General features: G+C 71.8%; 26 protein-coding genes and 1 pseudogene. 17 read left to right on the top strand and 10 right to left on the bottom strand.

All coding sequences use genetic code 11. The annotated features are described in order from the left end of the window. Window positions 1-8: 8 nt before the first annotated feature. Both G339_RS0104290 and G339_RS0104285 read right to left on the bottom strand, forming a co-directional pair. Window positions 9-1,268 (bottom strand): PucR family transcriptional regulator, encoded by a 1,260-nt coding sequence (locus tag G339_RS0104290; RefSeq protein WP_019629845.1) that lies wholly within the window; start codon window positions 1,266-1,268, stop codon window positions 9-11. Window positions 1,269-1,400: 132 nt separating this feature from the next. Beyond that, on the bottom strand, window positions 1,401-2,258 hold the full coding sequence (locus tag G339_RS0104285) for a universal stress protein (RefSeq protein ID WP_019629844.1): 858 nt from the start codon (window positions 2,256-2,258) through the stop codon (window positions 1,401-1,403). 245 nt (window positions 2,259-2,503) lie between these two features. Between G339_RS0104285 and G339_RS0104280 the strand changes: the two genes are divergently transcribed. Next, window positions 2,504-3,172, top strand: coding sequence for a dihydrofolate reductase family protein (locus G339_RS0104280; protein ID WP_019629843.1), 669 nt, complete (start codon window positions 2,504-2,506; stop codon window positions 3,170-3,172). A 6-nt stretch (window positions 3,173-3,178) separates the two neighbouring features. Here G339_RS0104280 and cutA read toward each other — a convergent pair whose 3' ends face one another. The 4 genes from cutA to G339_RS0104260 all read right to left on the bottom strand — a co-directional run bounded on the left by cutA (window position 3,179) and on the right by G339_RS0104260 (window position 5,567). Further along, the gene (gene cutA / locus G339_RS0104275; protein WP_026341116.1) at window positions 3,179-3,508 is read right to left on the bottom strand and encodes a divalent-cation tolerance protein CutA; all 330 of its coding nucleotides are present in this window, start codon (window positions 3,506-3,508) and stop codon (window positions 3,179-3,181) included. Between the two features lie 945 nt (window positions 3,509-4,453). After that, window positions 4,454-4,744: a hypothetical protein gene (locus G339_RS0104270; RefSeq protein ID WP_084693143.1), complete on the bottom strand. Its 291-nt coding sequence runs from the start codon at window positions 4,742-4,744 to the stop codon at window positions 4,454-4,456. A gap of 166 nt (window positions 4,745-4,910) precedes the next feature. Beyond that, window positions 4,911-5,252, bottom strand: a complete 342-nt coding sequence (locus G339_RS0104265) for a hypothetical protein (RefSeq protein WP_019629840.1) — start codon at window positions 5,250-5,252, stop codon at window positions 4,911-4,913. Between the two features lie 3 nt (window positions 5,253-5,255). Next, complete coding sequence (locus G339_RS0104260) at window positions 5,256-5,567, bottom strand: hypothetical protein (RefSeq protein WP_157407347.1); 312 nt, start codon at window positions 5,565-5,567, stop codon at window positions 5,256-5,258. A 238-nt stretch (window positions 5,568-5,805) separates the two neighbouring features. Here G339_RS0104260 and G339_RS0104255 point away from each other — a divergent pair, with 238 nt between their 5' ends. The 10 genes and pseudogenes from G339_RS0104255 to G339_RS0104205 all read left to right on the top strand — a co-directional run bounded on the left by G339_RS0104255 (window position 5,806) and on the right by G339_RS0104205 (window position 14,412). Then, window positions 5,806-6,723, top strand: a complete 918-nt coding sequence (locus tag G339_RS0104255) for a DUF5753 domain-containing protein (RefSeq protein WP_205625483.1) — start codon at window positions 5,806-5,808, stop codon at window positions 6,721-6,723. Beyond that, a complete protein-coding gene (locus G339_RS0104250) occupies window positions 6,716-6,913 on the top strand; it encodes a DUF397 domain-containing protein (RefSeq protein ID WP_019629837.1) in 198 nt (65 codons plus the stop codon). Before G339_RS0104255 ends, G339_RS0104250 begins: the two co-directional genes overlap by 8 nt. A gap of 98 nt (window positions 6,914-7,011) precedes the next feature. Continuing rightward, complete coding sequence (locus tag G339_RS0104245; protein WP_019629836.1) at window positions 7,012-7,275, top strand: DUF397 domain-containing protein; 264 nt, start codon at window positions 7,012-7,014, stop codon at window positions 7,273-7,275. A 56-nt stretch (window positions 7,276-7,331) separates the two neighbouring features. Further along, window positions 7,332-7,996 (top strand): annotated as a pseudogene (locus G339_RS40980) (DUF6879 family protein). Between the two features lie 49 nt (window positions 7,997-8,045). After that, a complete protein-coding gene (locus tag G339_RS0104235) occupies window positions 8,046-8,297 on the top strand; it encodes a hypothetical protein (RefSeq protein ID WP_019629834.1) in 252 nt (83 codons plus the stop codon). Window positions 8,298-8,578: 281 nt separating this feature from the next. Then, entirely contained in the window at window positions 8,579-8,845 is a 267-nt protein-coding gene (locus G339_RS0104225) for a putative ATP-grasp-modified RiPP (protein WP_019629832.1), read from the top strand. A gap of 24 nt (window positions 8,846-8,869) precedes the next feature. Next, window positions 8,870-9,814 (top strand): ATP-grasp ribosomal peptide maturase, encoded by a 945-nt coding sequence (tgmB, locus tag G339_RS0104220; RefSeq protein ID WP_240489743.1) that lies wholly within the window; start codon window positions 8,870-8,872, stop codon window positions 9,812-9,814. A gap of 1 nt (window position 9,815) precedes the next feature. Continuing rightward, window positions 9,816-11,003 carry an ATP-grasp peptide maturase system methyltransferase gene (gene tgmC / locus G339_RS0104215; protein WP_019629830.1) on the top strand — a complete coding sequence of 396 codons (1,188 nt, stop codon included), beginning with the start codon at window positions 9,816-9,818 and terminating at the stop codon, window positions 11,001-11,003. Window positions 11,004-11,096: 93 nt separating this feature from the next. Continuing rightward, a complete protein-coding gene (locus G339_RS0104210; RefSeq protein WP_019629829.1) occupies window positions 11,097-12,563 on the top strand; it encodes a hypothetical protein in 1,467 nt (488 codons plus the stop codon). A 220-nt stretch (window positions 12,564-12,783) separates the two neighbouring features. Then, complete coding sequence (locus G339_RS0104205) at window positions 12,784-14,412, top strand: flavin monoamine oxidase family protein (RefSeq protein WP_033322295.1); 1,629 nt, start codon at window positions 12,784-12,786, stop codon at window positions 14,410-14,412. A gap of 106 nt (window positions 14,413-14,518) precedes the next feature. Here the strand turns inward: G339_RS0104205 and G339_RS0104200 are convergent, their stop codons facing one another. Then, window positions 14,519-14,953, bottom strand: coding sequence for a hypothetical protein (locus G339_RS0104200; RefSeq protein ID WP_157407346.1), 435 nt, complete (start codon window positions 14,951-14,953; stop codon window positions 14,519-14,521). Window positions 14,954-15,120: 167 nt separating this feature from the next. After that, complete coding sequence (locus G339_RS0104195) at window positions 15,121-15,663, bottom strand: hypothetical protein (protein ID WP_157407345.1); 543 nt, start codon at window positions 15,661-15,663, stop codon at window positions 15,121-15,123. 241 nt (window positions 15,664-15,904) lie between these two features. On the opposite strand from G339_RS0104195, the gene G339_RS0104190 reads away from it, so the two are divergent. Beyond that, window positions 15,905-16,282 carry a hypothetical protein gene (locus G339_RS0104190; RefSeq protein ID WP_157407344.1) on the top strand — a complete coding sequence of 126 codons (378 nt, stop codon included), beginning with the start codon at window positions 15,905-15,907 and terminating at the stop codon, window positions 16,280-16,282. Here G339_RS0104190 and G339_RS0104185 read toward each other — a convergent pair. Together G339_RS0104185 and asnB are read right to left on the bottom strand one after the other, a co-directional pair. Then, on the bottom strand, window positions 16,279-16,827 hold the full coding sequence (locus G339_RS0104185; protein ID WP_157407343.1) for a PH domain-containing protein: 549 nt from the start codon (window positions 16,825-16,827) through the stop codon (window positions 16,279-16,281). The genes G339_RS0104190 and G339_RS0104185 overlap by 4 nt on opposite strands. A 227-nt stretch (window positions 16,828-17,054) precedes the next feature. Continuing rightward, window positions 17,055-18,857 (bottom strand): asparagine synthase (glutamine-hydrolyzing), encoded by a 1,803-nt coding sequence (gene asnB, locus G339_RS0104180; RefSeq protein ID WP_019629823.1) that lies wholly within the window; start codon window positions 18,855-18,857, stop codon window positions 17,055-17,057. A 375-nt stretch (window positions 18,858-19,232) separates the two neighbouring features. Between asnB and G339_RS0104175 the strand changes: the two genes are divergently transcribed. From G339_RS0104175 to G339_RS0104155, 5 genes are all read left to right on the top strand, one after another. Then, window positions 19,233-20,075, top strand: coding sequence for an LLM class F420-dependent oxidoreductase (locus tag G339_RS0104175; RefSeq protein ID WP_019629822.1), 843 nt, complete (start codon window positions 19,233-19,235; stop codon window positions 20,073-20,075). Between the two features lie 117 nt (window positions 20,076-20,192). Continuing rightward, window positions 20,193-20,840, top strand: coding sequence for an ABC transporter permease (locus tag G339_RS0104170; protein WP_019629821.1), 648 nt, complete (start codon window positions 20,193-20,195; stop codon window positions 20,838-20,840). Next, the gene (locus tag G339_RS0104165; protein WP_019629820.1) at window positions 20,833-22,017 is read left to right on the top strand and encodes an ABC transporter ATP-binding protein; all 1,185 of its coding nucleotides are present in this window, start codon (window positions 20,833-20,835) and stop codon (window positions 22,015-22,017) included. Before G339_RS0104170 ends, G339_RS0104165 begins: the two co-directional genes overlap by 8 nt. Beyond that, a complete protein-coding gene (locus tag G339_RS0104160; RefSeq protein WP_019629819.1) occupies window positions 22,014-22,817 on the top strand; it encodes an ABC transporter permease in 804 nt (267 codons plus the stop codon). The genes G339_RS0104165 and G339_RS0104160 overlap by 4 nt, the downstream gene beginning before the upstream one ends. Next, the gene (locus G339_RS0104155; protein ID WP_019629818.1) at window positions 22,817-23,782 is read left to right on the top strand and encodes a glycine betaine ABC transporter substrate-binding protein; all 966 of its coding nucleotides are present in this window, start codon (window positions 22,817-22,819) and stop codon (window positions 23,780-23,782) included. Before G339_RS0104160 ends, G339_RS0104155 begins: the two co-directional genes overlap by 1 nt. Window positions 23,783-23,798 lie beyond the last annotated feature (16 nt).

Here is a 23,798-nt window from a genome sequence, read left to right as displayed (position 1 = left end):
CACCGCCGTCAGACCGGCGACGGCTCCGTCCGCGCCCGCCTGATCCACGCGCGCAGCACCAGCATCAGCTCCAGCCGGATCTCCGGGTCCTCGATGTCGAAGTCGAAGAGATCCGTGAGCTGCGCCATCCGGTACCGCACCGTCTGCGGGTGGACGTTCAAAGCCACCGCCGCGTCCGTCGCGTTGAACCCGTTCTTCAGGCATTCCAGCAGCGTGACGGCGAGGCTGAGCCCCTTCTTCGACCGGTTCATGAGCTGGAGCGGTGCAAGCCGGCGCGCCGCGACGATGTCCACGAGCTGCCCGCTCTCCTGGAGCAGCAGTTCGGGCAGGTGGTCCTCGGCGCGGACGAGCGAGCCCCGCCGGACGCGCGCGGCGTCGCGCTCGCGCGGCGCGAGGTCCAGCGCGCGCCGCGCCCAGTGCAGCGAGATCCGCGCGTCGGCGGGCGCGACGCCGGGCCCGACGGCGGCCGTCCAGCCCGCGAAGGTCACGGCGAGCCGGTCCATCCGGCCGGGCCCGTCCGGGTCGGGGACGACGATGCAGGGGCGGCCCTGGTCGAGGCCCGCCAGCATCTCCGGCGGCAGCCCGGCCGGGCCCTCGCCGCCGTTGCCGGGCAGCGGCTGGAGCACCGCGACGGCGAGCCGCGCGGGCAGCCGCCAGCCCGCGACCGTGGCCTGTTCGGCGACGACGTTGTCGGGCACGGGCGTCTCCGACAGCAGCAGCGCCATCAGCCGCGCGCGCCGCTGCTCGCGCTCCCCCGCCGCCTTCTCGCGGGCGCGCGCGTAGCCCTCGGCGGCGGCGGAGGAGAGTTCGTCGAGGTAGGCGAAGTTCGCCTCGGCCATCGCGCTGAACATCTCCAGCGGGCGGCCCTCCCGCTCGTACTCCCCCGCCAGGTACCGCCAGGCGAGCCGGGACGCGATGCGCATGGCGTCCTGGAGGTGCTCCAGGCTGCGGCCCTCGACGGCCTCGCCGTACCCGACCTCGAAGTAGACCTGGTGGATCTCCGCCCAGGACGCGTCGGGGTCGTCGATGAGCCGCACGAAGTGCTCCATCGCGAACACCACGGCCGCCTCGACGACCCGCCCGTACAGCGGGTCGGCGGGCCGCGCGTACTCCGGCACCTCCCGCAGCACGCCCGCGATCATGACCTCCTGGACCTCGGGCAGCCGCGCGCGCATCCACGGCGCGGACCCGTCGGGCAGGTCCCGCCACGGCTCCGCCGTGATCCGGCGCGGCCACGTGCCGTCCCTGTCCGTTCTCGTCGCGGTCATCGGCCCGCACCTCCACATCCCCGATGGGACCTGACCGTAGAACGCGTTTCGGGTGCGGAACACTCAGCCTTCACACGCGGGGACCGCACCCCGTTGTCAGTCGGTTCACAAAGATCGCGGCGGCGCGTCCCGTCACGCCGGATGGACGACCGCGACGGGGCAGTGCGCACGGTTCAGCATCGCCTGCCCGACCGAGCCGAGCAGGAGTCCGGCGAACCCGCCGCGCCCCCGCGACCCGACGACGAGGAGGTCCGCGCGCGCCGACGCCCCGGCGAGCACGCGCGCGGGGCGGCCCGCGACGATCTCGGGGACGATCTCCAGATCGGGGTGCCGTTCGCGCCGCCCGGCGACGGCCTCGGCGAGCTGGCGCTCCCGGTCGGCGGCGTCGCTCTCGTCCAGCGGCGGGACGAGCGCGCCGCCGCCGACGGGCAGCGGCTCGTCCAGCACGAGCAGCGCGCGCAGCCGCGCGCCGCGCCGCTCGGCGACGTCGCACGCGAAGTCGATGGCGCGGTCCGACGCGGGCGACCCGTCCACGCCGACGAGGATCTCGGCGTACGGGATCGAGCCGGGCTCGCGGACGACGACCGCCGGGACCGTCGCGTGCGTCGCGACCTGCAGCGCCACCGACCCGAGGAACGCCCCGGTGAGCCGCCCCGCGCCGTGCGACCCGACGACGATCATCGACGCGGCGCGGCCCTGCTCGACCAGCAGGCCCGCGGGCTGCCCCGGCAACTGCTCGGTGCGGATCGCCGCGCCCCGCGCGATCCCGCGCGCGTGCGCGGCGGCGCGCTCCAGCGCGTCCCGCCCGTCCTGCGACAGCCACGCGCGGGCCTCCCGGACGCGCGGGTCGTCGCTCTCCGCCAGCAGCCACGGCCCGGCGGCGTTGACGAGCCGCAGCCCCGCGCCCATCCGCCCGGCCTCTTCCGCCGCCCAGGTGACGGCGGCCGTGCTCTGCTCCGATTCGTCGACGCCGACGAGGATTTCGCTCATACCCAGAACGCTACGGAGCGCGACGACGAGGTACGCGTCACGTGACCGTCACGTTCCCGAAGCATGCCTCAGCCCCGACGCGAGCGCGCCATCTGGCCGGGGAGGCGAGGCCGCGGGAGCGCGGCCCGGGGTCTGTCTCAACGAAACCTCGGCGCGAGCGCGTTGACGGCCGGGGAAACGGCGCCGCGCTCGCGGGCGAGGGGCCGTAAGCCCGGACTTGGAAACACTCCCTAGAGTTCGTAGGTATGAGCGACGGCGGTATCGACCTGGACGAGCTGGCGGCGGCGTACGCGTACCCCGAGAGGAAGCCGTGGCTGCGCGGCAACATGATCTCGTCGCTGGACGGCGCGATCCGCTACAAGGGCAACACGGGCGCGCTCGGCTACGACACCGACTGGCAGCTCATGCAGCGTCTGCGCGGCCTCGCGGACGTGGTGCTCATGGGCGCGACGACGATCCGCGAGTACACCGAGTACCCGGCGGGCGCGGGCGCGCTGGCGGTCGTGTCGCGCAGTCTTGAGCTGGACTTCGACGGCCCCCTCTTCACCGAGGCCCCGGCGCCGCCGCTGATCTACACGTGCGAGTCCGCGCCGCCGGACCGCCTCCGCGCCGCGCGCGCCCGCGCCGAGGTCCTGCTGACGGGCGAGGACTCCGCGAGCATCCCCGCGATGCTCCGCGACCTGGACGCACGCGGCCTGCACCGTCAGCTCTGCGAGGGCGGCCCCACGGTCCTCGCGGAGATCGCCGCCGAGGGTTTCCTGGACGAGCTGTGCCTCACCCTCAGCCCGACCATCGTCGCCGGAGCCGAACCCCGCATCCTCAACGGCCGCGCCATCGACCTGCAGCGCATGACCCTCCGCCACACGATCCGCGACGGCGACTACCTCTACCTCCGCTACACGAAGGCTGAGTAGTAGGAGTCAGCGGGCGGGGGTGCTGGTCTCCGCCTCGATCCAGCGGAGGTAGTCGCCGAGGCCGCCGACGATGGGGACGGCGACGATCTGCGGCACGTCGTAGGAGTGCGCCGCCTTCACCAGCGCGACGAGTTCGTCGAGCTGCGCGTCGGTGGTCTTCAGGACGATGCGGTGCTCCACACCGTCCTCGACGCGCCCTTCCCACCAGTAGAAGGACGCGATCGGGCCGCTGATCTGCGCGCACGCGGCGGCGCGCCCCTCGACGGCGGCGCGCGCGATCTCCTCGGCCTGCTCCCGCGAACCGGCCGTCACATGGACTTCGAGGTACTGAGCCATGCCGCGACCCTAACCCCCGGACCACCGCCTGACACCTGGAACCGTCACACCGGGCACGCACGGGAGCGCGCCGCGTCACGACCCCTGCGACGTCGTGAACAGCGGCCGGTCCACGCACCGCACGCACTGGAAGACGTACGTCCCGCCCGCGACGGACGGGCCAACGGCCGAGGCGGAGCCCCGCGCCGCCGACGACCGGCGCGCCAGTGGCCGGGGCGGAGGCCGCCCCGTCCGCGACCGGCGAGGCAGCAGGCGAGGCGGAAGCCCGCCCCCACACGCGACGGACGAGCCAGCGGGCGAGGCGGAGGCCCGCCCCCGCGACCGGCGGGGCGGTGGTTGCGGCGGGCGGAGGCCCGCGCCGCCCACGACGAACGAGCCAGCGGCCGAGGCGAAGCCCGCCCCGCCCACGACCGGTGAGGCAGTGGGCGAGACGGAAGCCCGCCCCCACACGCGACGGACGAGCCAGCGGGTGAGGCGGAGGCCACGCCGTCCGCGACGGACGCGCCAACGGCCAGGGCGGAGGCCGCCCCGCCCACGACCGGCAGGGCAGCGGCCGAGGCGGAGGTCCGCGCCGCCCGCGACGGACGGGCCATCGGACGAAACGGGGGCCGCCCCGCCCACGACCGGCGGGGCGGTGGGTGCGGCGGGTGATGATTCGCGCCGCCCACGGCGGGCGTGCCAACGGCCGGGGCGGAGGCCGCCCCGCTCACGACCGGCAGGGCAGCGCGCGAGGCGGAAGCCCGCCCCGGCCGCTGGCGGGCGGGCCTGTGGCCGGGGCGGAGGCCGCCCCGCACGCGATCGGCGGGGCGGTGGGCGAGGCGGAGCCTGTGCCGTCCGCGATGGATGAGGCAGTGGGCGAGGCGGGGTCGTCCCGTCCGGACGCGAGCGGCGGGGCGGTGGGTGGACGGGTGGGGTGGAGGTTCGCGCCGCCTCGCCGTGGGCGGGTCAGTGGCCGGGGCGGGGGTGGGCGCCCAGGTCGGCGGCTATGGCGGCGGCCGCGCGGGACAGGTCCCCGGCCGGGCCGATCACGCGGCGCGGGTCGAAGCCCCACACGAAGTTCCAGCCGTCGTGCGCGAGGTCGCAGCCGATCTCGCGCCGGGCGTCGCCGAAGTACACGCCGAGCACCGGGGGCAGCGCCGCGCGGAACCGCGCGACGCGGCAGGAGACGCCGGGATACGTTTCGCGCAGGGTGAGTCCGAGCGCTTCGAGGAACACCACGCGCTGGTTGACGGGCATCGGCGGAACGGTGTCGGCGTCCTTTCCGGAATTCCTTTCGGCGGCGTTGTCGCCGGGCAGGAAAACACCGACCGGATACCGCGCGGAACGCCGCGCGCCCGGACCGCCGTGGAACGGACTCTGCGGGGCCGACTCCACGAGATCACCCTCTTTCTCGATCGTTGGATTAATGGGGTGGAAGAGTGCGCGTGACCGCTGCGCGGACGAGGCGCGCCGTTTCGGCCAGGTCGCGGGTCGGCGCGAGGTCCGCGCCGGTCCGGACGTCGTAGAACCACCAGCGTCCGGCGCGGTACCGGCAGCCGACCGTCGCGGCGCGCCCGCCGTCCGCCGGGGGGAGGACGTTGAGGACGGCGCGGCCGTCGATGACGGCGAACGCGGTCGGCAGGCCCAGCGCCGCGACGAGCCCGGACAGGTGGACCAGCAGCGTGACGCGCTCGCGCTGCGGGACGACGGTCGCGGGCACGCCGCCGGACGGCGGTCCGCCCGGCTCGGGTCCGCCCACCGCCACCGCTCAACCCTCCGGGTCGAGGACGTCGCGGATCTCGGCGGCGACCAGCCGCGCGTCGCCGCCGCCCAGGACGTCCTCGCCCCAGGACCACAGGGCGCGCGGCGTGCCGTCGTCGGCGCGGCGGACGCCGATCATCTCGCCGAGGGGGCTGACGACGCCGCCGTCCACGGCGCGGACGCGCAGCACCGGCGCGCCGCCGCCGGGCCGCACGACGGAGGTGCGGAACGCGCCGAGCGAGTCGAGTGCGGCGGCGACGGCGCGGAGGAACGCCTCGCCGTCGCCGCGCGGCGCGGCCGTGGGGATGTCGCTGGACACGATCGCGATCCGCCCTTCCTCGGGTGTCCCGGCGTTCCGCAACGGTCATGGACCACACGAACCACGGAACCGGACATATGCCAACCGATTGGAATGAACCTTCCGGAGAACTCCGGCGGTGAACCGAGTAGAGCACCGGATTAAAACGAACTGCAAGTTTCCAACAAGATCCCCATGCGACAATCCGAGCAGTGCAAGACGGCGTTTCAATTCCGCGACCCCGACCCTTTCACTTTCGGTGAAAGACGCAACCCCGGAGGCGATCATGGCCAACGCGCCGAAAACATCGACGGTCCCGCGCAGGCAGCTCGGCCGGCATCTGCGCAGGTTGCGTCTGCGCATCAGGATGGACGTGCAGACCGCCATCGCCGTCCTGGAGATCTCGGAGACGACGCTGTGGCGGATCGAGAACGGCTGGACCTCGGTGAGGCCGGAGCGGGTGGCCGCGATGTGCAAGGCGTACGAAGCGCCGCCCAGACTGACGTCGTTCCTGACCGCGCTCGCGCTGGAGGGGAAGGCGCGCGGCTGGTGGCACGCCTACGGCGACACGATCCCCGAGGGATTCGACCTCTACATCAGCATGGAAGAGTCCGCCGGGAGCATGGACCAGTACTCCCCCGAGCTCATCCCCGGCCTCCTTCAGACCGAGGAATACGTCCGCGCCCTCTTCGCGAGGAACGAACCGCAACTTCCGGCGGCCGAGGTGGACAACCGCGTCCGCCTGCGGATGCAGCGCCAGATGCTGTTCACCCGCAAGACGGCCCCGACACGGCTGCGCGTCGTGCTCAACGAGGCCGTCGTCCGCCGTCCGATCGGAAGCCCCGCCACGATGGCGGCGCAGCTCCAGCAGCTCGCGGAGACGAACGAGCTTCCGAACGCGTCGATCCGCGTCATGCCGTTCGCGGCGGGCGCGCACCGAGGTCTGGACACCGGCCCGTTCACGCTGATGCGGTTCGCGCCGATCGAGGACGGCCACGAGTTCGAGCCGCCCACGGTATATATGCAGGGGTACACCGGCGAGCTGTACCTCGACAAACCCCGTGAGATCGACCAGTTCACCAAGGCGTTCGCGGAGATCTGGAACGATGCGTTGTCCGAGGAGGACAGCACTGCGCTGTTCCGGAGGACCGCAAAGGAGATGGACGACGATGACTGACTTCGCCACCGCCACGTGGCGCAAGAGCACCCGCAGCAACACCCGGCGCGAATGCGTCGAGGTGGCCGGGGCTTCCGCTGCGATCGGCGTCCGCGACAGCAAGTCCCCGCAAACCGGCCACCTGACCCTGGCCCCCGCCAACTTCGCAACCCTGCTCACCCACGCGAAGTCCGGCGACCTGGACCTCTGAACAAGCACGAACACCAGGCCCCCGTCCACCAACGGCCAGACGGGGGCCGACCCATCTCCTCCGGGGTACACCCAACCCGACCCCACCAAGGAGATGCGATGACCGACTTCACCACCGCGACCTGGCGCAAAAGCACCCGCAGCAACACCCGCCAGGAATGCGTAGAGGTAGCCACCGCCCACCCCACCTGGCGCAAGAGCACCCGAAGCAACGCGAACCGCGAGTGCGTAGAGGTGGCCGACACCTCCCCCACCATCGCCGTCCGCGACAGCAAGTCCCCCCGAACCGGCCACCTCCCCCTCACCCGCTCGTCCTTCGCCGCCCTTCTCACCCAAGCGAAGTCCGGCACCCTCGACCTCTGACCCAGCGCTCCGGCCGCGTCCGTCGACCGCGCGAGGCGCGAGCTGGTGATGCAGTCGTGGACCGCCGACGACGAGACCGTGAAAGCGGTCGGGGAACTGTTCCGTCCGGTCCCCGGCCACGAGACCGTCATCCGCGTTCCAGCCCGGATGATCCCCGTGCTCCGCCGGGCGCTGGACGAACTGGAAAGGTGCGGTGGAGTTGGAGAAGCCCCCCGCTGCTGGACCGTGAGGGCTTGGCGAAGCTGTTCGGGTCGGCGGCCACGAGTCTCGACCACCTCGAACTCCGCGACGTGTACCGCGTGGACACCGAGAGCCCGGATTACCTGCGCTGGCGCGAGAACCGGCACCGGCGGCGGCCACCGCGCGGCGGTCACTGGCCCGGTTTCGTCGCCGACACCGTGGCGCGCGGCGTGACCGTCCGCAGGCGCCGGGGCGTCTCCCTGCCCCAACCGACTACGTCCGCTTCGAGCACGCCGGTCCGTGGCGGACCGTGGAGGCGGGCGACGACGTCCGCTGGCTGCCGCGAGAGAAGGCCGCCGGGCTGCTCGTGCCGTCGAACGACTTCTGGCTGACCGACCGCGCATCCGGTCGCCGCCACCGGCCCCGGCCCCCGGCGGACTCGCCCGTCCAGCAGGCCCGGAAAGCCCTCGCCGACGAGCTGCGCGAACTCCTCAAGCGGTCCGGGGCGTCCAAGGCCGAACCTGCGCGCCGCGCCGGATGAGACGTTTCCCAACCCTCGAAGATCCTTACGCTGGTCAACCTCGCCGAGCGTGGACGACATCCGTGTCCGGTGCGCGTTCTGCGGAGCGGGGGACCGGGCCGACGACCTCATCGAGAAGATGCTGAACGTCTCCTCGGCGTACGTCGAATGGCGGCGGCGTGAGGAGTCCGGGCCGATGGTCCGCTTCGGCGGCTCCGTCGTCATGCGCGAACGGCTCGCCCACCTGTCCGCCGTCACGAAATGGCCCAACGCCCTGCTGGGCGTCATTCCCTTCACCGCAGACTGCACGGACCGCCTCTGAGTGCCCAAGCCCCTCCGGATCTATGACGACGAAATGGCGATCACAGAACTCCTCACCGCAGAAGTGACCGTCACTCAACGATTCGAGGTCGATATCTAAAGACCGCCTTCATCACACTCGCCGGGCTCGCCGTCTACGGCACCGCCGCTCGCACTCTCATCCACGCGGCCTCCGAGCACTGCTCGTGAACGAGAATGTGCTGCAAGACCCTGCACGATCACGGCCTGCCCGGTTAGCCTCACGCCAGGATCAACCGGCAGCGGCCGAAGAAAGGTGCATCGATGAACGCAGCGGAGACGTGCTCGCCCTGGGCGATGCGGCTGGCCGCCGACCGGCTTCCCTTCCCGCCGCCGTCCTACGCGACGGTGGAACTCGACGCGGCCAGCCAGACGGCGCGCTACCTGGACGCGGCGGGGCAGGTCATCGAGATGGGCAAACACGGGACGAACCGGACCCTGGCCACCACCTCGAAGTCCGGCGGCCCGGACGGCGAGGGGCCCCGGCCGCAGGTCGCGGACGACTCGACGCCCGACTACGAGTCGGACTGAGGCGTGGCGCCTTCCGTCCTGGTCGTGACCTCGCTGGAGGACGCCACAGCCGACCTGGTCGTCTCCGCGTTGAACGAACGCGCCGTGCCCGTGGCCCGCGTCGACCCGGCCGACATCGGCGAACGGCTGACGTTCGCGGCACGCATCGACGGGTCGTCGTGGTCCGGCCGGTTACGGACGGACAGCCGTGACGTCCCCATCGAGAGCGTGACCGCGGTGTACTATCGGCGGCCCACGCCGTTCGCCGCCCGCTACGCCGCGCTGCCCCGGCTCGATCGGGAATTCGCCGCCGCGGAAGCACGCCAGGGCTTGGGCGGCGTGCTCGCGGACATTCACGGCGCGCGCTATGTGAACCATCCGTTCGCGGTCGCACGTGCCGAGTACAAGCCCGTCCAGTTACGGCGGTTCGCCGAACTGGGCCTCCTGATTCCGCCGACGCTCATCACGAACGACGTCCGGAAAGCCCGTGCCTTCGCCGCCCGCAACGCGCCCGTCATCTACAAGCCCTTCCGGGGGCTGCCCTCGATCGACGGTGAGAATGCGGGCGCGATCTGGGCGCAGCGGGTCGACGCCGCCGACTTCGACGACTCGATCGCGGTGACCGCCCACCTCTTCCAGAAGGAAGTCCCGAAAACCAGCGATGCGCGCGTCACCGTCGTCGGCCGCCGGGTCTTCGTGCAGCGCATCACCGCGCCGGACGCGGCATTGGACTGGCGTCGCGGCGACTGGGCGGAACTCGTCCACACGCCCATCGCCGTGCCGGAGCCGATCGAACGCGCGCTCCACCGGTATCTGGCCGACATGGCGCTCGTCTTCGGCTGTTTCGATTTCGCGCTCACCGGCGACGGGGAGCGCGCCGAGGATTGGACGATCCTCGAATGCAACCCGAACGGCCAGTGGGGCTGGCTGCCCGACGCCGACTCCATCGCCGAGGCGTTCGCCGACGTCCTGACCGAGAAGGAGACCTGACATGTCCGACCGGCCCGCCGACGCGGCGCGGCTGCGCGCGGCGATGACCGCGCGCCTCACCGACGACGGCGCGCTGGACGACGCGGCCTGGCGGGCGGCGGTCGCGGCCGTGCCGAGGCACCGCTTCGTGCCCGGCTTCTATCTGTCCGCCGACGAGCCCGACGAACTCGGGCTACCGGTGTGGGAACCGGTCACCGCAGCGCTCGACCGCGAACGCTGGCTGGCGGGCGCCTACTCCAACAGCACGCTGGTCACGCAGTTCGACGGCGAGGAGCCGGACTGGAAAGCCCCGGCCGTCCGGCATGGGGGCTTCCCGACGTCGTCCGCGACGCTGCCGTCACTCGTGATCCAGATGTGGACGGACGCCCAGATCTCAGACGGGCACACGGTGCTGGAGATCGGCACGGGCACCGGGTACTCGACCGCGCTGGCCTGCGAACGGCTCGGCGCGGCCAACGTGACGAGCATCGACGTGGACGCGGGCGTCCTGACGCGGGCGGCGGCGGCGCTGCACGGCGTGGGCCTGCAGCCGACCGTCGCGGTCGCGGACGGGTTGTACGGGTACTGGCCCGAAGCGCCGTTCGACCGGATCGTGGCGGCGTGCTCGTTCCGGACCGTCCCGTCCGCGCTCCTCGCCCAGACCCGGCCGGGTGGCAGGCTGCTGCTCCCGCTCAGCGGCTGGCTGCACGGGAGCGCGCGAACGCTTCTGACCGTCGCCGAGGACGGCACCGCCGAGGGGCCGTTGCTGCCGGGGACCATTTCGTTCATGCCCGTCCGCGTCCACGCCGCGCCGCCGGTCGGCAATCCCGGCGACTGGCTCGCCGACGTCCCGTCGCGGACGCGCCCGGCCCGGCACGCCCCGGAACGCATCGACGCCCCGACCGAAGAGGCGTTCCACCTGCGTTTCCTCGCCCAGTGCGCCGCGCCGAACGCCCAACTGGTCACCCTCGAAGACCGGACGTACCTGATCGACGTGGTCACGGGCTCCGCCGCCGTCCTGGTCGACGGTCCGGACGGGTGGGCGGTGCGCGAAGGCGGTCCGCTCGAACCGTGGTCGCGGATCGAGGACGTCATCGACCGCTACGACGCGGCGGGCAGGCCCGGCCCCGAGGAGTTCCGTCTGCGGGTCTCCCCCGGCGGCCGACTCCTTCAGCATCCCGAGTTCCCGGACGGCCTCACCCTGCCCTGAGCCAGGACTTACAGGAACACGGATGTTTGCTTTACCTTGGGAGTGAGGGCCGTCCTCGGCCCCGAGGCCGCGCGACATCCTGGGAGGCCGACGTTGTGGAAGGTCGTTGCCGCCTGGCTCGTCGTGCTGATGATCCTCTCCTGGCACGGCGACAGTCCCCTCGCCGAGCTCTACATCTGGGGAACGCTCGCCTTCCTGGCCTACAAGGGGTGGGAGAAGGCGCAGCCCGCGCTCAAAGCGCAGGCGCGGGCCAAGGTCGAGGCCGAGGTCGAGCAGTGGCGGGCAGAGTCCGTCCCGTCCCCAGGCCCGGAGCTGAGCGAGACGTGCGCGCCGTTGACGGTGCCGCTACGGCCCGCCGCGCGCGGTGAAAACCCGCAGGAGGCGCTGCGGGAACTGAGCGGGGCGGTCGTCCGGCACGTCGCCGGGGAGGTCCTGCGGCACGCGGAACGACTGGCGGCGCTGCCGCCGGACGCGTGCGGGCCGGGCATCTACCGGGAGCGGGAGGGGCGGGACTGGTCCGCACCGCGGACGGGGACCAGGCCGTCCCCGGAGGCCGCGGCGGCGCTGTACGGAGTGATCGCGTGGGGCCGCGCCCGAACGCCGCTGCTGAAGCTGCTCCGGCCGGAAGCGGGCGCGCGGTTGGACGCCGATGCCCGCGGGCTCGAAGCGGAGTTGTCGCGCTTGCGTTCTTCGGGCGACCGGGTCAGCAAGGGACGCGGAGAAGTGGTCTGCCCGGCGGGAGACTGGGAGAAGTACCTCTCCCGCACGAAGAAGTGGCTTAGAGAAACCGGCGCGTCGCTCGGCGCGCTCGACGCCGAGAGCCCGATCGCCGAGATCCATCCACCGAGATTCGCGCGAATCAAGGACACGGTGGCCGCCGACACTCTCGCCCGGCAGATCAACCGGTTCCTGCGGAACCAGGACGCCCCGCGCGCCGGGCGGGCGCTCGCCGACTGGCAGGCGGCCGAAAGCCGGAGTGAGTCCCAGGCGCTTTCGGGGTTCCTGACCGACGAGATCCCTCGGAAGTACTCGAAGATCGGGTTCCGCGTCGCCGCGGCGGCCCGGCTGGGCGCGCAGTCCGCGAGTCCTGAGCTGCGGGCGGCGATCTACTGGGCGTTCAGGAACGTTCAACTGGCTTATCTGAAGGAGGTCATGGACCATATGGACGACTACACCCGCCAGTCCGGACGGGAAAGGCCCGTCACCGTCATCGGGAACGTGGGCCTCGTCAACGGGAACGCGAACGGCAGCACGATCAACGTGGCCAGCAACCTGAACATCGGCGGCGCCGGGGGCGAGACGAACGGCGCGGACCTCGCCGAGGTGGTGCGCGTCCTCACGGCGGCCATCCGCGACGCGGCGGAACTCGGCGAGCGGGACCGGACCGACCTGCTCGACCACGTCGCCGACGTCAGCGACGCCGCCGCCGCGCCCGGCGACCGGCGCAAGCTCCTGCGGGCGAAGGCCGCGCTCACGACGGTCGTGGCGGCGGCGGGCTCGGCCGGCCAGGTCGCCCAGGCCGCCCAGGACTGCATGAACGTCGTCGGACGACTCCTGTGACCTGCCGCGATTCCCGCTAGAGGGGCCGGACGACGACGCGCGGATCGCACCGGCAGGCCGGCGATGCCGGCCACGGCACACAAACCGCGCAAACCAACCGAAGAACCTCGAATAGGTTCACGTCACGCGAACTTCACGTAAGACGGCACCGCCCGAAACGGTCCCGAATCAAGATCGTCCGCGCTTCTGGCGAACGACCCTTGAAGGCGGGAGAGGCGCTGTGACTCAGAACCAGCAGGTCAGGACGGGACGATCGCGGAGGGACTTCCTGCGCGCCGTAGGAGTGACCGGCGGCGCGGGCACGATGTTCGCGGCGATGGGCGCGCTCGGCCTCGCGCCGACCGAGGCGTCCGCCGCGACCCCGGCGTTCCTGCCGCCCAGCCCGTCCGACTTCAGCCTCACCGGACGGCGGGCCGCCAGCGTCGTGATCCTCGGCGGCGGCGTCGCCGGACTCGTCGCGGCCTACGAACTCGGCAAGGCCGGATACCGCTGCACGATCCTGGAACCGCGCGGGCGCACCGGTGGCCGGAACCTCACCGTCCGCGGCGGCACCGCCGAGACCGACCTGTCCGGCAACAAGCAGGTCGCCCGATTCAGCGACGGCCAGTACCTCAACGCCGGGCCCGCCCGGCTCGCCCAGTGGATGGTCACCCTCGACTACTGCCGGGAGCTGGGCGTCCCGATCGAGGTGTTCACCAACTCCAACGCCGACGCCTACATCTACAACGAGAAGGGCGGGATGCGACCCGGCCGCCCGGTCCGGTACCGGACCGCCAAGGCCGACGTGTACGGGTACGTCGGCGAACTGCTCGCCAAGGCCGCGGACGGGGGCGCGCTCGACGCCGCGCTCACCGCCGACGACCGCGCGCGGCTGCTGTCCTTCCTGGAGGGCTGGGGCGAGATCGGCGGCAAGGCGGACGGCTTCGCCTACACGGGCGGCGCGAACCGGGGGTTCAGCGAGTACCCGGGCGGCGCGGGGCGTCCCGGCGTGCTGCTCGGGGACGTCCCGACCGCGTCGGAGGTGTTCTCCTCGGCGGTCGGCCGGTACTTCGCGTTCGAGTTCGAGTTCGACCAGGCGATGCTGATGTTCCAGCCGGTCGGCGGCATGGACCAGATCCCGAAGGCGCTGACCCGCGCCATCGGCCCGCACAAGGTCAAGCTCGGCTGCGCCGCCGCCCGGCTCACCCAGCGCGCCGACGGCGTGACCGTCGTCTACTCCGACGCGCACGGCCGGGAACGCTCCATCGACGCCGACTACTGCGTCGCCGCGATGCCCCCGCACCTGCTGGCCAAGATCCCCCACAACCTCGGCGGCGACGTGCAGACCGCGCTGGAGGCCGTCCGGCCGTCGTCCGCCAGCAAGATCGGGCTGGAGTACCGGACCCGCTGGTGGGAGACCGACCACCGCATCTACGGCGGGATCACCGAGACCGACCTCGACCTCGCCCACGTCTGGCACCCGTCGCACGGGTTCCACGAGCGGCGCGGCGTCCTCGTCGGCTACTACAACACCGGCGCGAACGCCGACGCGTACGGGAAGATGACGCCGCGCCAGCGGGAGGCGCGCGCCGTCATGCTCGGCGAGCGGATCTACGGCGCGAAGTACCGGACGGAGCTCGCCTCGTCGTTCTCCGTGTCATGGCGATACGTCCCGCACCTTGAGGGCGCGTGGCACAGCCTGCCCGGCGGCACGCCCGACGCGCCCGTCCTCAAGCCCCTCACCGCGCCCACCGGCCGCGTGCTGTTCGCGGGCGACTGGCTCTCCTACATGGACGCCTGGCAGCACGGGGCGATCCTGTCCGCCCGGCAGGCCGTCACCGCGCTGCACAAGCGCGTCATGGCCGCCTGACCCGCGCGGCGCGGCCCCGGCATCCCCGCGGGGCCGCGCCGCGCGGCCCCGGACCGCCGCGTGGACGTCGTCTGCAAACCCCTGCCGCCCGCGGCAAGATCGGAAACTAGTCGAAATCCCCGGCGACCGCGGCGTAGATCCGCATCGTCATCACCTCGGGACCGCCCGCGTCCTTCGTGAAGCGGTAACCGATGTTGCCGCGCACCGCGTGAGCGAACTCCAGCGAGCGGTCCGGGAGGCCGTCCGTCGAGTTCTTCATGCAGTCGTTGACGAATTTGGACCCCAGCAGCAGGTGCGACTCCTTCGGCGGACGGCTTGAGACGCCCCAGGCCGCCAGGAACGCTCCGCCGACGTTCTCGGGCACGTCGAACCTCAGCAGCAGCCGGTTGATGTCCCAATCGTCCTGACGGCAGTACCGGACGTTCTCCGCGCCCTCCGGCAGGTCCAGGCCGAACATCTCCAACGCGTCCTCAAGGCCGATCGTCGTCTTGACGGACCCCCGATACGCTCTCGCGTCGGACGTCTGCGCCGGGAAAACCACCGAGAAAACATGCTGACAAAGCACCGAGAGCACGAGGAGAACCGTTCCGGGGACGGCGAATCTCCGCACGGACGCACTCCGTTCGATTCCGACCGGGAGTTCGATCGTACCCCGGCGGCTCACGACCGGGGACAGGCGCCCTGCGCGCTTCGGGGCCGTGCGATTCTTCACATCCGGAGTACAAAGGCGGCCAGAACAAGCAGCGCGCACGCGCCGATGATGGCGGCCAGGGGCACGAGCGGCACGAAAATCCTCTTCTCGTACCCGCCCGGCCACGACTCGCCGCCCGTCGCGATCACCCGGTCGCGGGCCGCGTCGAGCTTCCGGCGGGCCTTCCGGGCATGCGGGTAGTCCAGCAGGTCGCCGATCACCGATCCACCGAATACAACAGAATCGATGATCCTCCGATCCCTGAGGCGAACGCCCAGCCCGTCGTCGACCACGAACTCGGAGAACTCACTCCACGGTATGCGATGGCGTACGGCGAAATTGTCGATGACAACACCGCCACGACAGACGCGCACCGCAGAATGTCGACCGATCAACCACATGCAGCAGAGCGGCACCGCGGCGGCCGGGAAGAGCAAGAATCGCTTGCCAGCATCCTCGATGATGACGGCGTTCCGCACCGCCATGACGGACAGCACGAGGCCGGCGACGAGAGCGAACAGGCAGAGACCTCTCCGTCGGGACACGATCTCATCGGCCATCATCGATCCTTCCGCCGCGACGCGTCGGCCGCCCCGGTCGCGACGCGGACCGCTCCGGCGGCGACCGGCGGCGCTCCGCACCGGCAAGGCTCCGGGCCAGAACGCGGAACTCTCCAACCGCGTTTCATGTTCACCCTCGTCCCCGCGAGGCCGGCTGCCCGCACCGGTCGCGATCGGTTCGCCCATAGGGACGAAATGACGTGCGCTCCACCGATCTCCCACGAAAAAACGGAAGGCTGTAATGCTGCGCAGCGATAAGCCGGCCACCCTGGGCGTCCCAGGTGAAGAAACCATGCGAACGTCGATAGCGCCGCCCTTCGACTCTCCCGCGGAAGATGCTCGACATGGTCTTCTCCAACATCACTCCCCCTTCCCCCGCGAGCGGCACCTCCGCCCGCGCATCGATATCGCCGATCTGAAGGATCGCGACCTCGCCGTCGAATATGAGCCAAAAATCGACGCCCTCGGCATGTACGTCGCTCACGCTCACGATCCGATGACCGCTGCTGATCTCGTCGACGTCGACATCGACATCGACGTCGGCTTCATCGGCGGATCGATGGATCATCGCGATCAGAGACCGCAGCTCACTTTCGCTCACACCGACACCGCCGACTAGACCGAAGCAAAGAAACACACTCCACTCACGCAGAACAAGAAGATGACCAAGAGCGAGATCCACGGGATTCGCACCGCGCGGACGTACGGGCCGTTCGATGCGCCCTGCGCGCAGAACACGCTTTTGTGTTCTTCGATCCAGACGACGGCCCGCCGGTATGTGGGGTAACCCAGAAGGTCGCCGATCATCGAACTGCCGAACAGCAACGAGCGCACCGTGCGCTCGCCGCCGCCCGCATCAATGAGCGAAATACCCAACCCCTGGTCGAGCCCAACGCCGTTGATGCGGTCCCACGGAATCCGATGCTCGATGAAAACATTTCTGACGAGCAGGGCATGCGGCGTCGCAACGAGCCTGCCGCCCCAGCCGAACATCGATGCGTACCAATGCACCAGCGCGACGATGACGCCGACGATGACGACCGCGGACGGCGGCGCGGGCACGGGGCCGCCCGCCATCAGCCCGGAAACGGCCAGGTCGAACACGGCCATGACCAGCACCAGGAGCACCCGCACGCTGCGGCGGCCAAGGCGTTCGGCCTTCACCACGGGAGTCGATCACCAACCACCATTATCCGGGCGCGGCGGGCCGAACGACGCCATCGTCCAGCCCGCCGACCTCGCGCGAGCACGATTCAGCCTTGATCACCGATTATCCGTCAAAATACGGCGACCAATCAGATTCGGCAGGATACCAGGCGGCCCGGAGAACGCATTAATCCCCGTCGGTCCCGAAAGTCTGCCGAGAAATCGGCGCGCGGCCGCCCAGCGCTTTACAGCGACGCCGGGTGGTAGGCGTCGAGCCAGTCGCTCAAAGTCAGGACGCGTTCCATCGGCATGCGGGTGGGCTGGAGGCTCGTCGGGCCGAGGGGGCGGGAGAGGGCGTCCTTGACGGCGGCGAGGTCCAGGTAGGCGTGGACCGGCTTGGACGAGTCCGCGGCGACGGCGGCGAGGCGGTCGCGGACGGCGCGCTCGTAGCCGGGGTTCTGCGTCGCCGGGTACGGGCTCTTGCGCCGCTGCGCGACCGACTCGGGCAGCACGTCCGCGACCGCGCCGCGCAGCAGGCTCTTCTCCCGCCCGTCGTAGGTCTTGTACGACCACGGCGTGTTGAAGACGTACTCGACGAGCCGGTGGTCGCAGAACGGCACGCGCACCTCCAGCCCGACCGCCATGCTCAGGCGGTCCTTGCGGTCGAGGAGCGTCCGGACCATGCGGGTGAGGTGCAGGTAGCAGATCTCGCGCATGCGGCGTTCGGCCGGGGACGCGTCCGGGACGTGCGGGACCTCGGCCAGCGCCTCGCGGTACCGGTCGGCGAGGTAGGCGTCCGCGCGGGCCTGGAGGCCGGGGTCGAGGAGGTCGAGGCCGCGGCCGAGGGCCGTCGAGGTCCACGGGAACGTCTCGGCGGCGACGGCGGCCGGGTCGTGGAACCAGCGGTACCCGCCGAACACCTCGTCGGCGGACTCACCCGACAGTGCGACGGTCGAGTGCCGCCTGATCTCGGCGAACAGAAGGTAGAGGGACGTGTCCATGTCGCCCATGCCGGGCAGGTCCCGGGCGCGCAGGACGGCGTCCACGGCGGACGGCGCGGCGAGCTGCGCGTTGGACAGGACGACGTCGGAGTGCGCGCAGCCGACGTGCCGCGCGACGTCCTGGACGTACGGCCCGTCGGCGGTGTCGCGCAGGTCGTCGGGGACGAACCCGCCCGTCTCGTCCACGAAGTCCACCGCGAACGAGCGGACGTGGTCCGCGCCGAGCGCCCGGTCGGCGAGGGCGGTGAGCGCGCTGGAGTCCAGCCCGCCGGACAGCAGCGTGCAGAGCGGCACGTCGGCGATGAGCTGCCGCCGGACGATGTCGTCCAGCAGTTCGCGGACGCGCGCGACGGTCGTCGCGAGGTCGTCGGTGTGCTCGCGCGCGCTGAGCGTCCAGTACGCCCGGTCGGTGAGTCCGCCGCGCGAGACCGTGACGATGTGGCCCGGCACGACCTCGTGCATCCCGGCGAAGATCCCGTGTCCGGGAGTCTTCGCGTTGGTGAGCAGTTCGGCGAGCCCGTCACTGTCGATGCGCGCGGTGAATCCGGGATGCGCGAGGATCGCCTTCGGCTCGGACCCGAACAGCACGCCGTCCCGCGTCGGCGCGTAGTACAGCGGCTTGATGCCCATGCGGTCGCGGACGAGCAGCAGTTCCTCGGTGCGCGAGTCCCACAGCGCGAACGCGAACATGCCGTTCAGCCGTTCGACGAAGTCGCGCCCCCACTCCAGGTACGCGTGCAGGACGACCTCGGTGTCGCTGCGCGTGCGGAACGCGTGCCCGCGCGCGGCGAGGTCGTCGCGCAGCTCCTGGAAGTTGTAGGTCTCGCCGCTGTAGACGAGCGTCGCGGGGCCGTGCGTCATCGGCTGGACGCCGCCCTCGACGTCGATGACGGCGAGCCGGCGGTGGCCGAGGGCGACGTGCCGGTCGAGGTGGAGGCCCTCCGCGTCGGGTCCGCGCGGCGCCATCGTGCGGGTCATCGCGAGGGCGGTGGCGCGTTCGGCGGTGAGGTCGCGGTCGTAGTCGACCCAGCCGGTGATGCCGCACATGGGAGAACCCCCTCCGGGAAATGTGGTTTCTACAGCTAACGCATTTCCCCCTGTCCACGAACCGCGAAACACATACGAAATACACCTCACCCGACATTCCAGACAGGGGGCTTGACTCCGTGTCGGAACCGCGACCGGGCCGCCGCCGACCGGATCGACGCCCGCCGCGCCGCCCCGGCCCCGTTCACACGAACGGGGGCCCCGCGCGGCGGCACACCTCCCGTCCCCCGCCTGACCGGCTCCGGCCATTACCCGAAGATCGACCCGCCCCGGTCTGGTGATCAGCTTCCCGCGGGTACGCGGAACAACGGCGCGCCCGCCGGTGCTTGCGCAACCGCGGGAGGACGCGCCTCCCGCGCCACCGGAGGGAAGAACATGACCGAGATCGACACGGGCCGCTACGGCATCTGGCGGCGCTGGAACCAGGTCGGCCCCGAACTCGCCGCCGAGGCCGAGGCGCTCGGCTACGGCACCGTCTGGCTCGGCGGCTCGCCCACCCCGAAGGACCTGGAGATCGTCCAGGGGCTGCTCGTCGCGACCGAACGGCTCGTCGTCGCGACCGGGATCGTCAACATGTGGGCCACCGACGCGCGCGACGTCGCCCCGGTCCACCGGAGCCTCGCCGAGGCGTTCCCCGGCCGGTTCCTGCTCGGCGTCGGCATCGGCCACCCCGAGGCGACCCGCGAGTACGCGAGCCCGTACGAGACGATCGTGTCCTACCTCGACGTCCTCGACGCCGAGGGCGTCCCCGCCGCCGACCGCGTGCTGGCCGCGCTCGGCCCGAAGGTGCTGCGCCTGGCGGGCGAGCGGGCGCGCGGCGCGCACCCCTACCTCGTCACGCCCGAGCACACGCGGCGCGCCCGCGAGGTCCTGGGCGCGGGGCCGCTGCTCGCGCCCGAGCAGAAGGTCATCGTGGACACCGACCCGGAGAACGCCCGCGCGCTCGCCCGCGTCAACCTGAAGTTCTACCTCCAGCTCGGGAACTACACGGCGAACCTCAAGCGCCTCGGCTGGACGGACGCCGACATCGCGGACGGCGGCAGCGACGCGCTCATCGACGCCCTCGCCCCGCACGGCGACGCCGCGACGGCCGCCGCCGCGCTCACCGCGCACCTCGACGCGGGCGCGGACCACGTCGCCGTCCAGCTCCTCACCAAGGACGACGCCGACCCGCTCCCCGGCCTCCGCGCGATCAGCGAGGTGCTCGGACTGGCCTGAGCGGGCGCGGCCCCGTCCGGCCCGCGCTCCCGGACGGGGCCACGGCGCTATCACCACGATCCGATCACGGAGGTGTGATCCGTACCCCGGGGTGGTAGTGATCCACCGGAGGAAACCGTGAACTTCTGGGAGTATCTGCGCAGCCGCGAGGAACTGCTGACGTTCGAGACCTGGCAGCACGCCAGCATGGTGTTCCAGTGCGTCGTCGCCGCCCTCGTCATCGGCGTCGCGATCGGGCTGCTGGTCTACCGCAGCCCCCGGCTGTCGGCCGTCGCGACCGGCGCGGCGGGCGCGGCGTTCACGATCCCCTCCCTCGCGCTGCTCGGCCTGCTCATCACCCCGCTCGGCCTCGGCGTCGCGCCGAGCGTCGTCGCGCTCACCCTCTACTCGCTGCTGCCGATCGTGCGGAACACCGTCGTCGGCCTCACCGGCGTCGACCGGACGCTCGTGGACGCCGCGCGCGGCATCGGGATGGGCCGCGCCCGCATCCTGCTGCGCGTCGAACTGCCGCTGGCCTGGCCCGTCATCCTCACCGGCGTCCGCGTCGCGACGCAGCTCGCGATGGGCATCGGCGCCATCGCCGCGTACGTGTCCGGGCCCGGTCTCGGGGAGCAGATCTTCTCCGGCCTCGGGCGGCTCGGCGGCGCGAACTCGGTGAACATGACGCTCGCCGGGACGCTCGGCGTGATCGTCCTCGCGCTGCTGTTCGACGCCTGCTTCGTCCTCATCGGCCGCCTGACCACGCCCCGGGGGATCCGTGCCTGACGCGCCCGACGCACCCGACGCACCCGACCCGCGCGCCGGGATCGAGCTGACCGACGTCACCAAGCGCTATCCGGGGCAGCGGACCGCCGCCGTCGACCGGGTGACGCTGCACATCCCCGCCGGGGAGATCGTCGTGCTGCTCGGCCCGTCCGGCAGCGGGAAGACGACGCTGATGCGGCTCGTCAACCGGCTCATCGAACCGACGTCCGGCACGATCACCGTCGCCGGGCGGGACGCGCTGAGCCTCAACCCGACCGAGCTGCGCCGCCACATCGGCTACGTCATCCAGGACGCCGGGCTGTTCCCGCACATGACGGTCGCGACGAACGTCGGGCTCGTCCCGCAGATGCTCAAGTGGGACCGCAAGCGCATCGCGGCGCGGGTGGACGAGCTGCTCGAACTCGTCGACCTCCCGCCCGACCGCTACCGCGCCCGCTACCCGCGCGAGCTGTCGGGCGGGCAGCAGCAGCGCGTCGGCGTCGCCCGCGCGCTCGCCGCCGACCCGCCCGTCATGCTGATGGACGAGCCGTTCGGCGCGCTCGACCCCATCACCCGCGAGCATCTGCAGGACTCCCTGCTCGGCCTCCAGGACGAACTGGGCAAGACGATCGTGTTCGTCACCCACGACATCGACGAGGCGCTGAAGCTCGGGGACCGCATCGCGATCCTCGACAAGGGCTCGCGCGTCGCGCAGTACGGCACGCCGCAGGAGATCCTGCTGAGCCCGGCGGACGAGTACGTCGAGCAGTTCGTCGGCGGGGCGCAGTCGATGCGGCTGCTGCGGTTCAGCCGCGTCGCGGACGTCCCGCTGGGCGAGACGCCGACCGCGCGGCCCGGCGACGACGCGGCGGCCGTCCGCGACCGGATCGGCGACGCCGACGACGCGTTCGCGGTCGTGCTGGACGACGCGGGGCGGCCCGTCCGCGCCGTCACCCGCGACGACCTGCGCGACGCGGCCGGGCCGCTCGGGGAGCGCGGCGCGCCCGTCCCCGAGCCGCTGCACGCCCGCGACACGCTCCAGCGCGCACTGGAGGCGCTGATCCAGACCGACCACGACCGCGTCCCGGTCGTCGGGCGCGGCGGCGCGTTCACCGGCACCGTCTCGCTGGCGACCGTGCAGGACGCGGTCCGCGACATGCGCCGCGCGGCCGAGCGGCGCACGGCGGGCACGGCATGACCGGCCCGCCCGCCGAGGACACCGCCCGCGAGCCGGGCGTCGCGACCGGGCGCTCCCGCGAGTCGCTGCACACGCCGACCGGGCGGTCCTGGCGGGCGCTGATCCAGCCCGCCGTGATCGTCGCGGCGGGCGCGGCGTGGCTCGCGTACGTCGAGAACTCCGGGCTGGACAGCATCGCGCGGCGGTCCCTCGCCCTCGACTACGTCGCGCGCAAGACCTGGCAGCACGTCGAGCTGACGCTGGTGTCCACGCTGGTCGTGCTGGCCGTCGCGCTGCCGCTCGGGGTGCTGCTGAGCCGCCGCCGGTTCCGCCGGGCGACGCCGCTCGTGCTGGCCGTCGCGAACATCGGGCAGTCCGCGCCCGCGATCGGCGTGGTGGTGCTGCTCGCGGTGCTGTGGGGCATCGGGTTCTGGACGGCGATCGTCGCGCTCGTCGCGTACGGGATACTGCCCGCGCTGCGCAACACGATGGTGGGGCTCCAGCAGGTCGATCCGTCGCTGACGGACGCGGCGCGCGGCATCGGGATGTCCGCTCCGGCCGTGCTGCGGCGCGTCGAACTGCCGCTGGCCGCGCCGGTGATCCTCGCCGGTATCCGGACGACGCTCGTGCTGATGGTGGGCACGGCGAGCATCGCGTCGTTCATCAGCGGCGGCGGGCTGGGCGACCTCGTCACGACCGGCGTCGCGACGCAGCGGACGCCCGTGCTGCTCACCGGCTGCGTCCTCATCGCGCTGCTGGCCCTGCTCATCGACTGGATCGGCGGCGTCGCCAGCCGCGTCCTCGGACCGAAGGGGCTGTGATGCGTGTCCGGCCGCTGCTCGCCGCGTGCGCCGTGCTGGCGCTCGCGGGCTGCGGGCTGAAACCGGCGTCGGCGTTCATCCCCGACGTCGAGCCGGGCAGCATCCGGCCGCTGCCCGACCTCAAGGGCGTCAAGCTGCGCGTGACGTCCAAGGAGTTCACCGAGCAGCTCATCCTCGGCAAGATCGCGGTGCTGGCGCTCAAGGCGGCGGGCGCGGACGTCGAGGACCACACGAACGTGCAGGGCAGCGCCACCGCGCGCCGCTCGATCACGCGCGGGTCCAACGACCTGATGTGGGAGTACACCGGCACCGGGTGGATCACCTACCTCGGGCAGGAGAACCCCATTCCCGATGCGGGGAAGCAGTTCGACGCCGTCCGCGACCTCGACCTGCGGCGCAATCACATCGCGTGGCTCGGGCCGCCCGCGCAGCTGAACAACACCTATTCCATCGCGGTGAACCAGCAGGCGCGGCAGCGCTTCGGGCTGCGGACGCTCTCGGACATGGCGAAGGTGCCCGTCGCGCAGCGGACGTTCTGCGTCGAGTCGGAGTTCTTCTCGCGCAATGACGGGATGCGCGGGATGTTCCGGGCGTACGGGTTGAACTACGGCTCGACGGTGCCGTCCCGCAACGTCCTCCAGATGAACACCGGGGTCATCTTCAACGCCGTCCAACACGGCCGCTGCACGTTCGGCGAGGTCACCGCGACGGACGGCCGCAACAAGGCCCTGCACCTGACCGTCCTGGACGACGACCGGCACTTCTTCCCGATCTACAACCCGGCGATCACGATCCGCGAACCGCTGCTGCGCGCCCACCCGGGGCTCACGCAGATCTTCGCGCAGATCAGCCCCAAGCTGACCACGGCCGTCATGACGGACCTGAACGCCCGCGCGGACGTGGACGGCGACGACCCGGTCTTCGTCGCCCGCGACTGGATGCGCGACCAGGGCCTGATCAAATAAGAGCCACCCGACGAGC

Source organism: Actinomadura atramentaria DSM 43919 (genome assembly GCF_000381885.1).
Lineage (GTDB): Bacteria > Actinomycetota > Actinomycetes > Streptosporangiales > Streptosporangiaceae > Spirillospora > Spirillospora atramentaria.
Note: the sequence above shows the minus strand (reverse complement) of the source record. Positions and strands in the feature narration are given on the sequence as shown.

Coding starts and splice junctions, on each gene's coding strand:
- G339_RS0104290 (WP_019629845.1), bottom strand. CDS start 1,268: ATGACCGCGACGAGAACGGACAGGGACGGCACGTGGCCGCGCCGGATC.
- G339_RS0104285 (WP_019629844.1), bottom strand. CDS start 2,258: ATGAGCGAAATCCTCGTCGGCGTCGACGAATCGGAGCAGAGCACGGCC.
- G339_RS0104280 (WP_019629843.1), top strand. CDS start 2,504: ATGAGCGACGGCGGTATCGACCTGGACGAGCTGGCGGCGGCGTACGCG.
- cutA (WP_026341116.1), bottom strand. CDS start 3,508: ATGGCTCAGTACCTCGAAGTCCATGTGACGGCCGGTTCGCGGGAGCAG.
- G339_RS0104270 (WP_084693143.1), bottom strand. CDS start 4,744: ATGCCCGTCAACCAGCGCGTGGTGTTCCTCGAAGCGCTCGGACTCACC.
- G339_RS0104250 (WP_019629837.1), top strand. CDS start 6,716: ATGACTGACTTCGCCACCGCCACGTGGCGCAAGAGCACCCGCAGCAAC.
- G339_RS0104245 (WP_019629836.1), top strand. CDS start 7,012: ATGACCGACTTCACCACCGCGACCTGGCGCAAAAGCACCCGCAGCAAC.
- G339_RS0104225 (WP_019629832.1), top strand. CDS start 8,579: ATGAACGCAGCGGAGACGTGCTCGCCCTGGGCGATGCGGCTGGCCGCC.
- tgmC (WP_019629830.1), top strand. CDS start 9,816: ATGTCCGACCGGCCCGCCGACGCGGCGCGGCTGCGCGCGGCGATGACC.
- G339_RS0104195 (WP_157407345.1), bottom strand. CDS start 15,663: ATGGCCGATGAGATCGTGTCCCGACGGAGAGGTCTCTGCCTGTTCGCT.
- G339_RS0104190 (WP_157407344.1), top strand. CDS start 15,905: ATGCTGCGCAGCGATAAGCCGGCCACCCTGGGCGTCCCAGGTGAAGAA.
- asnB (WP_019629823.1), bottom strand. CDS start 18,857: ATGTGCGGCATCACCGGCTGGGTCGACTACGACCGCGACCTCACCGCC.
- G339_RS0104175 (WP_019629822.1), top strand. CDS start 19,233: ATGACCGAGATCGACACGGGCCGCTACGGCATCTGGCGGCGCTGGAAC.
- G339_RS0104160 (WP_019629819.1), top strand. CDS start 22,014: ATGACCGGCCCGCCCGCCGAGGACACCGCCCGCGAGCCGGGCGTCGCG.
- G339_RS0104155 (WP_019629818.1), top strand. CDS start 22,817: ATGCGTGTCCGGCCGCTGCTCGCCGCGTGCGCCGTGCTGGCGCTCGCG.